The organism is Bradyrhizobium sp. UFLA05-112 (assembly GCF_053572325.1).
In genome coordinates this window covers 1-14,217 of the sequence record NZ_JBANBK010000133.1, presented here as the reverse complement: position 1 = coordinate 14,217, position 14,217 = coordinate 1, and the positions used below count along the sequence as shown (strand labels likewise).

Genomic DNA, 14,217 nt, shown 5'->3' with positions numbered 1-14,217 from the left:
GTTATCGTTGGACACGGCATATCGCTCCTTCGTGGAGAAGTGGAGGCGTCAAGCACCCCCACGATATGCCGCCTTCCCGATTCCCGCCGTCACCAACTTTCGGCGATAGCTCGGTTACCGGCTTTCAAAGCTTAAGACTCGCGATTTAACTGCCTTCACTTCCGAAATTCTGCGTGTGATTGCGAGACTGCGCAGCTTTTGGACACGACGGTCCGCCCGTTGAACGACGCGAGCGGGGCGCGAGAGGCGCTAAGCGTCCGCACGATTTAGTTGGCATTACACAGAGCTGAACCAGACGCCACATTTACGCCAGGGTTTTTGCGCCCACACTGAGGGGGACGATCGCAAAAACGGGTTAATTCCGCCAGTGGTTCTCAAGCGACGACGAGGATCGAACGAAACGAATGCTGGGCATTCGCCCACCAATAGGTAGTGGTTGCGGCCCCCTGACGCTCGATAACCGCTTCTGGCACTTCGCGATATATTGTATCGCTGCACAACTTCAGTCGCTTTGTGACATGGTCATCATCGCATCGCGCCACCAAGTTTTTAGTACACGGCCTAACATTCTCGTGATTCAGTCATCGGCCGTGTTCGCGGGATGAAGCGTAGTGGACGCCCGCTGGATATGCTTGCCCAATCCCGGCGCGCGCGCTAACGCGGCGAACGGCGTCGATCAGATAGGCCTCACGGGTGTTCGTCCTTCTCAACACTGCAGTCGGTGAGATCTCTTTTCTTCCGCATGCGGCGGAGTGAATTGGACCATCCAATCTGGCGATCAGAGAAAAGCTTTCCCCAAAAAGCCGGATTGGCAGTCCGGCGTAGCGTCCCCTTCACTCACACGGATCTTGGGGCGAGACCGCCTCTCAACGCAACCAGTTTTGGTTCTCTGATTTCCGCATGCAGTGTCGTTCTTCGCCAGTTCGGATTTTGAGTTCGAAGGCCAGCCTGTTTCGATGAGCTCAAAGCCTCTTTGCGAAGGCGCGAGCAGGAGCTAGAGTTGGCAGCATTGCTTTTACTGAGCACGAAGGCGCACGTGAGTAGATTGCCGACCCATCAAAGCGCCGGCCACAGGAACAAAATCCAATAGCTATAATTTGGCCCGCAGCATTGTCACGCAGCTGAACTAGAATGATTGCCTGATTTTTCGCGCGGAACCGGCGCCGCTCCCTTCCCGCGACAAAATAAATCGATCGAGGAGATTTTTAATCATGAGTACGAGCCCGGTAACGATTTATGTGGTTGATGATGATGAGGAAATCAGGAGTGCTCTCGGAAGTCTCTGCGAGGATGCCGGACTTCAGGTGAGACTGTTCGGCTCGATTGACGAATTCATAACGGAGGATCTCTCTGATGGCCCGTCATGTCTGGTGCTGGACGTTCGCTTCCCCGGCACGTCACCGACCGGTTTGGAGTTGCAGAGAACACTCGCCGATTCAGGCATCCTGATTCCGATCGTATTTATCAGCGGCGTTTCGGATATTCGGGTTTCCGTGGAAGCGATGAAACGCGGGGCGGTGGACTTTCTGCCCAAGCCTTTCCGCGAGCAGGAATTTTATGATGCGGTGCGGCTTGGCGTTGAATGCGACCGAAGTCGGCTGGAGCGCGAGCACGTCGCGCGCGAAGCCCGGCTACGTGTCGAGGGTCTCACGGCACGGGAGCGTGACATCCTACCGTTGGTGGCAGACGGATTGCTCGCCAAGCAGATCGCGATCAGGCTGAATGTCAGCGAGGTGACGGTGAAGGTCAATCGTGCTCGGATGATGAAAAAGCTGGAACTTCGTACCCCCGTAGAAATCGTGCGGCTCGTTGACAGCATCAGAACCGATACTGCGACGATACGTCCAAGCCTCGTGCGATCAAATGTGACTCACTTTCAGGCCAGATCGAAAGCGGGACCTCTCGAGAGCAGTCCCCTCTCCTCGCAAAGGTATGCGGCGAGCAGGAAAACGTAACATCCTCCGGGAGCCTGGCCGGCAATCTTGCTCAAAGACTCCTGGGCGGCGCTCTTATCGATGCGTCACTGCACTCATTCTGTGAACTCCAGCTCAAACCGATTCATCTCCGTCGACCGGGTATGGAAAATGAGCGACCTTCCCGACAATGTGGCCAAGCGCGGCGAAGCAAATTTGACGAGTTGCGCTGGGTGCAATGTTGCCGCACCAGATCACTTATTGCGGAGAGAGGTCGCCTCTCGCCACCTGTGGGGCGGCGGTCCGTCGACCCACTTTGGCGCGCGGCGTCAACACTGCGATCTGATGCGGAGATGCCGGCATTCCACCAAGCGTAAGCCGGGGGGTGGCGCCTCTTCCTCGGCGTTGGCCGGGCCCAACGTCGCAAGCTGGTGGGGCGTGATCGGCATCAGCAAACCGTGATTGCGTAAACGGGTAGCTCCGCGGCTGTGGTGCCGCCACACGCCAGCAACACCGCTGCGGCAGCAAATAAAAATCGCTTTGACATTGCAGTCTCCATTCTTCAAATATTGGAGTTCATCAAATGCAGCGTCATTTCCAATCGTTTCATTCTAGGTGACGAAGCCGCGAGCCGCGCCTCCCAAATGGGAGGCGTAGGCACAAAATTGTCGAGGCGCGGTCCACTCCCCGGAGACCGATGGAGGCACCCTGACGTTGCATGTCAGCTCGGAGGGGGCATGTTCGACATTTATGTGAACGATAAACGTGATTTGCTGGTCGTCACGCAGGGTTCGTCATTGCCGCTAAGTGGCGCGTTGGGGAAGTGGCCGAGGAGGAAAAGGCGAGTCGCCAGCATTAGCGATGAGATCAGGTTGGCCATAGTGGAGCAGGGCTATTACATGCGCAAGCTAAGCGATTTGAGGAAGCATTAGGGCAAGTTTTGGCGACCCCTTCCCGTCGTCGATCCGTCAGCTGCGACAGCGGAATTATGCGACCACGGCTGGCGTGACTGCGATCGTGTGCAGAGACCTATCCAATGAGAAATCAGGAACGTCGCACTTCGCACAATAGGACCATCATTTCGGTCTCGCCTCGCCGCGGGACCAGGCGCAGAATTAACGGAAGACACAGCTGTCGCCAGCAACGATCAGGAATCGTTCGAGAACTGAGACTGCAGTTGATGCCCGCCCTTGAGCTGGCTGTGAGCAGGGAGAGCGACATTTGCGAAGAAGAAGTCGCCCGGCGAATTAACTTTGCAAATCAAAACTCACAAGCTGCCGACGGTCGCGGATCACGATCTCGCGCTGATTTCTCCCTATAAAATCGAGGATTCCCCGTCTGTGAAGATGGGACACGGCGCGCGAAACGGTTTCGAGCGTCAAGCCAAGGTAGTCGGCGATATCGCGGCGGGACATCGGGAGGGACAATGCGCCGGCCGCAGCGGATCGCTCGTCCATTTCAAGCAAAAAGGCCGCCACTTTTTCCAACGAGGTTTTTCGTCCAAGCAGCAGCATATGGTTTTCGGCGTGTTGTAGACTTTGAGCGGTCATCCTGAGCAGATTGTGAAAAACGACCGCATCATTCTCGGCTGCGTCTTCAAGGCTGGTGCGCCTGATTATTCGAACCGTAGTCTCCACGACCGCTTCTGCGGTGAACCGATGGTTCTCACCGTTCTCTAGTCCGAAGATATCGCTGACCAGATGAAACGCGCCAATTTGGCGTCGACCATCCGAGAGCAGTTTGTAGGTTCGGACCGCACCTTTGGTAACCTGATAGACGTACGCGGCGGGTTCTTTCTCGCCGTAAATCTCCTTCCCCTTCCTGTAGGTGAACTCACTCAAGTTAACGCTCAGATCGGAGCTGCTTGTAATCCCGAGGTCGGAAAGCGAGTTGGGGCGGGACGTTCTGACTTGGTTGGTGCGCACGAACATGGGGCACTCCTGCGGAAAGCCAAACGCGATTTGGCGCGTGGAGTGAAAGAACACCCCTTGCGCCAAAGAATGCATCTGATCGACCAGGACCGTAGCCAATCACTGTCCCTGAGATCAATGCGGTTGGTGCCATGAAAGCTATCGTTCGTGGTACGTCTCGAGTAAGTAAAACCTGAGGACTCACACTAAGCACCCTCACGCCTTCTTCATGAGTTAGGTTCAGCGCAAAGCCGCGCTGAAGCCGAGACCGAGGATGTAAGTGCAAGGACGGACGCTGCCCGAGGGTATCTCCCGGTCTGCAAAAGCGTAAGCGCGGAAGACCGGGGAAAAGCGGCCGAGCATCGCGCCCTTGCAGGCACCAGGGGTAGCGCCCCTTTAATTCTATCGTGCGAGGGATCGTGACGCTTGGCCGGCGCGCTCGCGCATAGAGCCCGGTCGGCTCTTTCGACGCGCCTCCACGTCCCGACGGTCGAAGAGATCAGGGTCCAACCCCTTTGCATGAGCGTCAGCGCGTGTGACGGAAGCAGAGTTGAAGGCAGCATCGCGAGGACAAAGTGCGTGTTTTACGGAAACAAGGAGGAAAAGCTGCGTCCCGGTACAGAGAATGGCCGCAGAGAGACGAACGGTGATGCAAAATGCGGATAGTGTTGTGCAGTCCCGATTTCTGGAATCGGTAGCTATGGGCGTACCGTCTGCTCGTTCGCTAGGCCCTGCGCCCAAAGCAAGCAGCGAGGGTTTCGGTGTGCACTCACTTTAGTGATACGTGAAGCAACGCAGGCAATGTGGGCGCTTGTACTCGTTGTTAACCTAAGGTAGCATTGCCCATACTTATTACTGCGATTGACCAATCAATTTGCACCATCGTTTGTGCCTGGAGAGCGATATGAGGCCGCTGTTCACAGCGCTTTCGTTCTTTGCTCTGTTTGTCATCCAAATTTCGGAAGGTGACGCTCTGGGCTTTCAGCCAGATCAAATCCCACTACAGCACATTCGAGTTGACACTATCTTCGGTCCGATCCAGGAACCGCTCGGCGAAGGGCGTTGCCAGGATGTTCGACGCTTCCTTCTGATCGAGCGGGTGGCCTCGCAAATTCAGGTGCAGCAGGTAGCATTCCATCCAAGTCTCGGGCCGATCTGCGATGGGCCTCTCGGGCAGGCGCCTTGTCAGGTGATCCGGCGCTATCTAGCGATGCAACAACTTGCGGCTCGGCAATACCCATTCCAACAAATCGGAGCGCTCCCTAACGGGGCCCCGCTTTGCATGGGGCCGTTGGGGCCGGGAGTGTGCGATGCTATCCGCAACTACTTGATGCAACAAAACCAGGGCGGCCCGGGTCTGAAGAGCATCGATCCTGCACGTCCTCAGTTGGTCAACACCGGCACCACTGTCCAGCCGATGTGCAACGGTCCCCATGGCACAACGCCATGTTATCTCGTTCCTCAAATGAGCCTTGAACGGCTATCCGGCCAAGTCCCGTCACCGGGGGCGTTCGGTGTAGCGTCGGGCGGAGATCCACAGAGAACCGCCGACGAGTGCGCAAGGCGAGACGGCCCAGATGTATCCCAGTTTGCCGGGCGTGCGGATCAGCAGGTGATCCTGCCTCAAAGCCAGCAGGGGCTGCTGGACAGTGCGGTTTCGAACAGGGACGGCTCGTCCTTTGCGTCGTGTGCTGCTCTACATCTTGGGATCCAGCTGTCGGACAATCAGCGCATCCTTGCACAGTGTGCCATGAGATCAAACGGCGACCGGGCGGCCTTCCTCGGTTGCGCCGGAGGGAATTTCGCCAACTGCAAGCGGTTCGAGCTTTCGTTACGAGGCGAAACCAGCAACGTCCGAGAATGGGGAGTGGTACCATGGCATGTGGATTTCCCGGAGTAGGTCATCGCTATTTCGTCGATTTCGTCGCCTTTCAGGTCGAGCTCGATTTCGCGTCGGAAACATCGCTGACCTACTACAACCTGGACAAGAACGGCAACAAGGTCGGATCGGAAACCGTTACCATCAAGGTCGAGCCGATCACCGAAGGGATTTTCCTGGTGACCTGGCAAGAGTCCGACAAGACGACGGTCGTTCACATCGAAGATTACAACCGTCAGACCATCGTCACCAATATCACGGAGCCGGATCTCTCCTTTGACCAGTTTCACGGTAAGTTCCGGGAATTGCCATGAGGGCGGCTTCGCTCGATACGGCACCACCGTCGACGCAGCGGATCGGCATCTTCGTCTTCGAAGGCTTCGAGCCGATCGACGTGTTTGGCTTCGCCGAGGCCTTCACCATCTCTCGTTTTCTCGGCCAGAACTACTGGGACCCGTCACCCTATCCTTTCGCAACGATGCTCATTGGGCGCCACCTCGAGAAGGTGAGGAGCATCAACGGTCCTGCAGTCATGCCGGACCTGGACATGAAGCAGGCGCTCGCCGATCCACCGGATCTCCTTATGATCCCCGGTGGCGGGGGTACGTGGCCGCTGCTCGACGAACAGGCCGATCCTGAAGGCGTTGCGATGCTGCTCGAATGGGTGTGCCAGATGGACGCCAAGGTGAATCTTATGGCCTCCGTCTGCACGGGCGCAGCGGTGCTCGCGCGCGCTGGCCTGCTGACTGGTCTCCCGGCCGCGACAAATCATGGTGCTTTTACCTGGGTGGCAAAGCAGGGACCAAAGGTCCTTTGGGACAATGTGTCGCGTTGGGTCGACGCAGGACGCTACGTGACGTCGGCCGGCGTGTCGGCCGGAACGGACCTCGGCTTCTACCTGGTGTCGAGACTGGCTGGGCGTGCCGTTGCCGAAAACGCAGTGGCAGCGGCGGAGTACGATTGGCATCGCGACCCGCAGACGCCAATTTTCTACCCGCCTCAAGCTCAATGGGACGACTGCGTCGTTGACAGGAAAACTACGGGAGGGACAGATGCAAATTGAGCAAATCACACGCCGCGAGCTTCTGGGAGCGATGGCGGCCACCGCGGTTGCTCTTCCCTTCAAGCCGGCTCTTGCAGCAGCAAGATACAAGAGATGCAATGTCACGAGCGATGAAGGACGCAAGGCGCTCGTGAGCTACGCCAAAGGCGTCGAAGCGATGCTGAGGCTGCCCGCCGATCATCCCCACAATTGGTTCCGCAACGCCTTCGTCCACCTCCTGGACTGTCCACATGGAAACTGGTGGTTCTATGTGTGGCATCGTGGGTATCTCGGTTATTTCGAGCAGACCATCCGCTCGCTCAGCGGTGACGCCGATTTCGCCCTTCCCTACTGGGACTGGACCGAACTGCCGCAAATACCAGACGAGATGTTCGCGGGCGTGCTGTCGCCGACGAGCGATGCTTTCAAGCCTTATACGGAAAATTTTGCTGTTTTCACCTCGTTCATCAAGCCGACGCTCTCACGATACTGGGACAGCCTCTCTTCCGCGCAGAAGGGTCAGCTCACCGCGCGCACCTACGTGCAATTCGATGATCTGTGGAACGGTCCACTCGGTGTGACCGGCAAGGGCGTGGCAGGAAACGAATGCTTCGCACCAACCTGCGGCGCGCGTTACCTGTCAAAGACCAATCCTCATCTCGACGGTGATACGACGCGGGCCGTGTCAAAGCTGACTGTCTCTGCTGGTCTGCTGGCGCCTGATTTCTACAACCCTGTGAACTATCTCAGCTTCAACAGTATCAAGAGCCCATCCCACAACACAGCGTCGACCGGCGCGCCGACGAGCTTTTCGGTCCTCGAGGGAATGCCGCACAATCTTGTCCACAACTGCATTGGCGGACAAGGCCCACTCGATCCTGGCCCCTATGGAAACATGACCAATTTCCTTTCTCCGGTCGATCCGGTTTTTTTCCTTCACCACTCCAATATGGATCGGCTCTGGGACGTGTGGACGCGCAAACAGAAGTCGCGCCATCAACCCTATTTGCCCGAGGGCGACGACTTGAAAACCCTGTCGGATGAGCCGTTCTTGTTCTTTGTAGACGCCAATGGAGACTATGTCTTGAACGGCAAGGCCGGGGACTATCTCGCCACTGAGAGATTCGACTACGACTATGACGACAAGGGTTTTGGCGAAACACTCGTTCAACCGGAAGTCGCCGAGCTCACTACGCAGAAGCCACCGGTAGCCGCCGCGCGCGTATCGGCGAATGCCGCTTCGGTTGAGATTCCGGCTGCGACATTGCAGGGGCGCAGCAACGCCAATAACCCGCGGCCGCTGGTCGCGCAGGTCACGCTGACGCGCCCCCAGGGCACCTCAAGCACCCGCCGGTTCCGCGTATTCATCGGCGCACCGTCCGACGCTACCAATCTCGGCGTTGACAGCCCGTATTATGCCGGAACAGTCGGGTTTTTCGGCCCGCAAATGGCAGACATGGGCATGTCCCACGAGGCAACCTTTGCGGTCCCGCTTCCCGCCACGCTGCACGCTCTCACTGCGCCCCTTGCCACCGCGGCCACCAATGCAAATCTGGCCGTAAGGGTCACGCCAGTAAATGGGGAGGAGACCACTCCTGTGCTCAAGGCAGTCTCGATCGGAGCGCTGTAGGCCGTGCGCCATTTGGTAATCGTGTTGATGCTCGCAGCATCCGCTGCCTATGGCGCAGAGGAAGGAGGAATGGAACGAACGCTTACGCTCCCCCATTCCCTTGCCCCAGGGGCCATCGCGTGGATCGAGGTGCAAGTGGGACCTCTTGCGCCGGGTCAGCGTGTCCGTGTCACCACGCAAGCTGGCGAGCTACTCGGCGCCATCTCGCCTTTCGGCCCGGGCGAGCGCCAGAACGCTGGCATCTATTCGTTGCCCGTACCTCCCGATGCGATTCACGACGACAATCTATCCGTTGTCGTGACCATCACCGAAGCAAACAAGCCTCCTCGCGCGCCGAATCCAGCGGAGGTGAAGAGTCTGAAGTTGTTGGCTCCTAATACGACAAGGTAAAGAAACTGGCGCGCCCGGCACGATTAGGTGGGTTCATCGACACTACGAAACCTTCCTAAAACTCGGCGGCTCTGTCAGATTCAGGCTGCGGATTATCGAAAGAGTAATGGCCTGGACGCTGGTGGTCGCAGCCATCATACGACGTGGGTCGAGCTTCGCCCTGCCCGTCACGTCGATCGATAAGCCCGACAATGGGGCCGACCTTGCTCGCTTGTTTGCGCGCTCTGTGTGTTTCGCAAGGAGGAGCTCGTCCTATTCGGCAGATGCTTGCGTCAACGAATCGGCGATTGCCATGCACACCGCCCTTAGCTCGATCGCAATCTGGCTCCAACGCCAGCTGCGAGGAATCTACCTCATATACGGAGGTATTACGATGGCGGGCGGGTGCATCGCTGTGTCCCGTTCTTGGCCACTGATGATCGAATTCACTGGTGCTGCCTGACTGGCGGTCCGGCCGACACGCTGTCGCGTGTCTGCTTGGCAACCAATGTCGACAAGCGGACATGGTCGTGCAGCCCTGAGCGGGCTGAAACTCGCGAGTCTTTAGCCGGCATACAGCTTGCAGTGAATGGGCGCGAGATGGCGTAAGCCGCGCTATGCATGCGTTGCGTGTTTCCGCTGCTTGGCTTGATACGCGAGCCCTGCGAACGCAAGGTCACAAGTCCACGGCGACTAGGTGTGATTGGCGGCAGCCAGGGCGGACTGCTGTTGGCGCGGCAATCACCCAATGTCCCGAGCGATCATCAAGGGGCCGCCATACACCGAACTGAAGCGTCGGGCGCCTCCTGGATTGCCGACGGCGACCTCGCCATTGCCGAGCAGCGCACGTGGATCAGGTCTGCTCGCCTCATCAGACACTGGTCCTGGACAAGACCCAACCCGCCTCCTTAATTCTCACCTCAAAAGCACGACTGCATGCATCCGATGACCCGGCCGCAGGGCTGCCGCGAGGCTCGCGGACTACGGGAACATCGATGGGGGACACGCCGCCGCGCGCCAATCTCATCGGATATGTGCGTCAACTAACCCGCAAATACGCCTATGCACCGAGGCAGCTTTGTTCTGAGCAAGCTCGACGGACGGACTTATCGAAGCAGATAAAGTCCAGACCATTGGTTGTTTCGACGTCACACGTTGGTCAGCTGAATTCGTTCAGGCGCCAGCAAGGCGATATCACCGAACAGCCGACGGCGGGCAAGATGCAACTCCGATCTTGACTGCTGCTGGAGGAGGGCGCTCCGTCTTGTGGAGGCGTTCGAACACGGGCCGCCAATTGCCGCGTCATCGGGCCGCATCTCGGTCGCAGAGCCTCGTTGGCCCAGGATTTGCTATTCCTACCTCAACTTCGTTCCATTTTTCTGGAGAGATCGCGCAGCAATGTCACGCCGCTGAGCGGGTTTTCTCAATGCCGACCGTACTTCCGAGGCCGCAAGATCCGAAGGGCCTGTGGCGCCTCAATCGAGATTTGGTCGAAAGCGCGGAGCCAGGCCGGCGAGTTCGGCGTGACAGACCGGCGCCGAAAGAGGCGGTCAGTCGTTCCCGCCGGCGAACTAACGAGATTGACAGCGGCTCATCTCGCTCGGTCCGCCGCGTCCGTCCGCAGGCATCACGTCGATCAAGCGACAATCGGACTGATACTTCAATACGGAATAACCCGCGGACCCAACTCCGCGCCGAAATTCGGCGTTCCGCCACTCATTCTCGAGAATTCCGGCTCCTTAGCCCAGTGAATGATGGATGTTCCGCTCAGGCTGTCCCTATAACTAGAGAAGCGCCGCGTTTCCGAGTTGAACTCGGCAGGTGACTTCGTTCCGTCAGGCTTCCGTAAGCCTGCTGTGCAATCATTGATTGTCGTCAGTCAGCCCCTGCACAGGATTGGCGACTCAGAGGCCCGGCCGGATTCGCCTCCAATGCCGGGCCTCCTCGCTTTGGGGAGTGCCTTAGATATTGCGTACCGGCGCGCTTCGCTGAAGCTTTGATCTTGTCGTTATCCTCGCCCTTACCTTGTTTCTATCACCCATCCTCAGCGCAGACAGCGGCGCGGTATGCAGACGACCCCATCAAGCCCCGTCACTACAAAGGCTCCGGCGCGTGCTAAATCATTAAGGACATAGACCAACTTGGTCAGTGCCTCGATCTCGCCTTCAAGAAACGCTCAATCTCTGCACGTCCTCGAGCAATCGGCGATGTCACGGCAAGTCTTTAATGGGATTGAGCGCCGTAAATCCTTCGACAGGTTCAAGCTGCGAAGCGCCAGAAGTAAATTAGACTTTTCGCTCTCGTTTCGACCAAGGATCGACGTGATCCGTGCGAGTTTGATGTTTCCGCTGTCCTGAATGGACCTGAAATTGGATACACGAAATGAAGTAAGCAGCATCATCCCCCCGAAATTTGTATTTAATATACAACCCGCGACTGGAGCTCGCCAAAGTAGAAATAGTGGCTCCAGCCTTAAAGGGACTTGCTCAGCAAGCACGAAGGGGACAAGTCGCTGATCACAACGGGGGTGAAGGCCGCGCTAGAGGCGCGCGATAGCCCGCGTCAGACGAGTATGGTTGATAGTTCTGCTCACTCGTTTGCATCGAGTTTCAGGTGATAACGCGTATGCTGGAGCTCGCCCGTCCTGGTCAATGCGCCTTTCGCGACGAGGTCCTGCAGGTCACGAGTGGCGGTCGCGCGAGCCGCCTTGGTAATGCTGATGTACTTCTCGGCGCTGAGACCGCCCTTGAACCCATCGATGCCCTCCTTGAACATTCGAGCCAGAGCCTTCTCCTGGCGTTCGTTGTACTGACCGCGGAGACGCTCATAGAACTTTGTCTTCGCAATGTAGAAATCGACACGGTGGTTAGTGTTAACCTGCGCCTCAAAAATGGTATTGGCGAAGTACAGCAGCCAATCCGTTAGCTCCATGCGGCGGTTGTTGCGCTCAAGCGCATCGTAGTAAGCCTTCCGCTTGCGCTCGATCGTGTAGGCGAGCGCAATTAGCGTCGGTTGGCCGAGATTTTGCGCAAGCGACTTTTCCGCGACCGCGCGGGCAATGCGGCCATTCCCGTCTTCGAATGGATGGATGCTGACGAAGTACAGATGGGCAAGAGCGGCGCGCGTCATCACCGGCAGCTGTTGACGGGTGTCAGGGCCCGTGTCGTTGAACCACTGAACGAACGCAGCCATTTCTTTCGCCATGTTTTCAGACGGCGGCGCCTCAAAGTGAACCCTGCGCGGGCCGATTGGGCCAGAGACCACCTCCATGGGCTCTGCATGAGTGCGGAGAGCACCGATCGTTCTGATGGTCCGGTCCCCGCTCATCAACATGCTGTGCCAGCCGAACATGTCTCGTCGGTCAGAGGCTTTTGGAAATTGAGGTATAGGTCGACCATCATCTGCGCGATACCTCTTTCAGCAGAAGGCACGCCGGCCTGCTGTTCGCCAAGGCCGAATTGGTAGCGCAAGGACGATTGAATGCTGTCGCGGTTCAGTATGTCGCCTTCAATTTCCGAGGTCTTCAGCGCCTCATCGCTGATGAGCTCGATCCGCAGGTTTTGCTGATCATCCTGGCTGACGTGCCTGAACGCACCAATGAAGTCGCCCCAGCGAAGGCAGCTTCCAACCGCTCAAGGGCTGCCCGCGTCATAGGTAAGTGGGGCCAGGTCGGTTCCTCCCGGTTCCAAGGCATGAGCTATAGCACTGCTTTCTATAACTCAGCGTGGGATTAATAATGAGCTATAGCAAGCCATCCTATAACTCACTGGAGAGTTGCGAGGCTTTTCGGTCATCCGCGAATTAGACGCGCGACCTGGACCGATGTCGTCCGGCAGACAGCCGACGTTTATGTGAGCCTAGGTCACATTATCGATATCGCTATTGCGTTGCCTTCAGGACCTCGCGAAGCGTCGCTGCGAGGCGCTGATATTGCTCGGGCTTCGTCTCTTTGAGAGTAGCAAGGTCAGCCGCGATGTTGTTGAGGCGTCGCGCTGCAGCTCGTGCCTTGATTTCATTGATATCGCGATGAATCTTGGCAAGTTCTTCGAAAGCCGGCGCATCCTGCTTCGCCTTGGGCAACTCGGCGATAAGAATGGCGAGAGCGTCCATGACGCGGCCTAGCTGGCGACCGTAGCTCTGCGCGGCAACAATCTCTCGTTCGGTATCAGGCGCGCTTGAATTCTGCTCTGTGATGTTGGTTACGCTACCAAACACCCAACCAGGCAGTATGGGCTGAACGAAGTTCCGAGGCGCCGCAAAGAAATCGAGAGGATTGGGCATGCTGCCCTTCATCCAGGATGGCCAATCCCATCTGGGCGGATTCGCAGGCTGAGAGTCGCTGCTCATGAGGTAGCTTCCTTCCGGCGATGTCGAGAGGGAACGATGTTCGCTGTGCTCGCAAGCCCAATGTAGGCCGCGCGATCATCTCTCATTGTGAAGGATTTCACATCCAACGCTTAATGCCCAGCTACGTACAATATCGCAGGCTGGTCCTGACCGTCGCGCGTCGGCAATAGTGCTGCGTCCCAATTTTGCGCCGTACAGTACAATCAGTCCGACTGCTTTGAGGAGGCTGCGCCTAGTTGAAAGCCCTAGCGTGACTTCAGCGCCGGTCCGTAGACGCCATGTCCTTTGTGCTTTGACCTTCTCGTTGGTTCAATACCAGTGGCATTGTCCGCATTTTTTGCTCGCCTTAAAAGTGCTCCACCTGTCGAAATCCGCGGTGGCCCAAATAAGTGGCGGCAGTTGGCGGGCAATAGCATCGGCAGTGACGTGCGAACGACCAGAGCGCCCCACCCTCGTTCGGCATCCGTCGCCGAGCAGGGAATGGTTTCGCTTGATCGTGTCCCTTGACAACGTGGGAACAGGCCAGGGGGGCGCGTTGCGAGCCCATCCTAAGTAGAAAACCCCGGCGTGGCCGCCGAGGTTTTCACATTTCATGGTTCGGTGTAACGGCTAGATCAGAAGTCCATGCCGCCCATGCCACCCATGCCGCCGCCAGGAGGCATGGCGGCACCGGCAGCTGCCTTCTTCGGCAGCTCGGCGACCATGGCCTCGGTGGTGATCAAGAGCGCCGCCACGGAGGAGGCGTTCTGGACTGCAGTTCTCACGACCTTGGTCGGGTCGATGATGCCCTTGGTGACGAGGTTGCCGTATTCGCCAGTCTGCGAGTCGAAGCCGTAGGCGTACTGATCCTTCTCGAGGATCTTGCCGACGATCACCGAACCGTCTTCACCGGCATTGATCGCGATCTGGCGGGCCGGCCAGGACAGCGCCTTGCGCACGATCTCGACGCCGGTCTTCTGGTCGTCGTTCTTGGTGCGCAGACCCTTGAGCGCTTCGGTTGCACGAAGCAGGGCGACGCCGCCGCCCGGGACAATGCCTTCCTCGACCGCGGCGCGGGTCGCATGCATCGCGTCATCAACGCGATCCTTGCGCTCCTTGACCTCGACCTCGGTCGCGCCGCCGACGCG

At 57.9% G+C, this 14,217-nt stretch carries 9 protein-coding genes and 1 pseudogene; 6 read left to right on the top strand and 4 right to left on the bottom strand.

Features of this window, described 5'->3' with window-relative positions; translation table 11 throughout:
* Positions 1–1,211: 1,211 nt before the first annotated feature.
* Entirely contained in the window at positions 1,212–1,955 is a 744-nt protein-coding gene (locus tag SO180_RS39900; RefSeq protein ID WP_449384269.1) for a response regulator transcription factor, read from the top strand.
* 1,205 nt (positions 1,956–3,160) lie between these two features.
* Here SO180_RS39900 and SO180_RS39895 read toward each other — a convergent pair.
* Positions 3,161–3,844 carry a helix-turn-helix domain-containing protein gene (locus SO180_RS39895; protein ID WP_449384268.1) on the bottom strand — a complete coding sequence of 228 codons (684 nt, stop codon included), beginning with the start codon at positions 3,842–3,844 and terminating at the stop codon, positions 3,161–3,163.
* 883 nt (positions 3,845–4,727) lie between these two features.
* On the opposite strand from SO180_RS39895, the gene SO180_RS39890 reads away from it, so the two are divergent.
* From SO180_RS39890 to SO180_RS39870, 5 genes are all read left to right on the top strand, one after another.
* The gene (locus SO180_RS39890) at positions 4,728–5,723 is read left to right on the top strand and encodes a hypothetical protein (protein ID WP_449384267.1); all 996 of its coding nucleotides are present in this window, start codon (positions 4,728–4,730) and stop codon (positions 5,721–5,723) included.
* The gene (locus SO180_RS39885; protein ID WP_449384266.1) at positions 5,699–6,016 is read left to right on the top strand and encodes a MoaF-related domain-containing protein; all 318 of its coding nucleotides are present in this window, start codon (positions 5,699–5,701) and stop codon (positions 6,014–6,016) included. Before SO180_RS39890 ends, SO180_RS39885 begins: the two co-directional genes overlap by 25 nt.
* Positions 6,013–6,765 carry a DJ-1/PfpI family protein gene (locus SO180_RS39880; RefSeq protein ID WP_449384265.1) on the top strand — a complete coding sequence of 251 codons (753 nt, stop codon included), beginning with the start codon at positions 6,013–6,015 and terminating at the stop codon, positions 6,763–6,765. The genes SO180_RS39885 and SO180_RS39880 overlap by 4 nt, the downstream gene beginning before the upstream one ends.
* Complete coding sequence (locus tag SO180_RS39875) at positions 6,755–8,374, top strand: tyrosinase family protein (RefSeq protein WP_449384264.1); 1,620 nt, start codon at positions 6,755–6,757, stop codon at positions 8,372–8,374. The genes SO180_RS39880 and SO180_RS39875 overlap by 11 nt, the downstream gene beginning before the upstream one ends.
* A gap of 69 nt (positions 8,375–8,443) precedes the next feature.
* Complete coding sequence (locus SO180_RS39870) at positions 8,444–8,764, top strand: hypothetical protein (protein WP_449384263.1); 321 nt, start codon at positions 8,444–8,446, stop codon at positions 8,762–8,764.
* 2,568 nt (positions 8,765–11,332) lie between these two features.
* On the opposite strand, the pseudogene SO180_RS39865 reads toward SO180_RS39870, so the two are convergent.
* The 3 genes and pseudogenes from SO180_RS39865 to SO180_RS39855 form a co-directional block, all read right to left on the bottom strand.
* Positions 11,333–12,437, bottom strand: a pseudogene (locus tag SO180_RS39865) (Fic family protein).
* A 185-nt stretch (positions 12,438–12,622) separates the two neighbouring features.
* Entirely contained in the window at positions 12,623–13,024 is a 402-nt protein-coding gene (locus SO180_RS39860; protein ID WP_449384262.1) for a hypothetical protein, read from the bottom strand.
* A 680-nt stretch (positions 13,025–13,704) separates the two neighbouring features.
* Positions 13,705–14,217, bottom strand: a 513-nt coding sequence (locus tag SO180_RS39855) for a TCP-1/cpn60 chaperonin family protein (RefSeq protein ID WP_449384261.1), incomplete at its 5' end; no start/stop codon positions are given.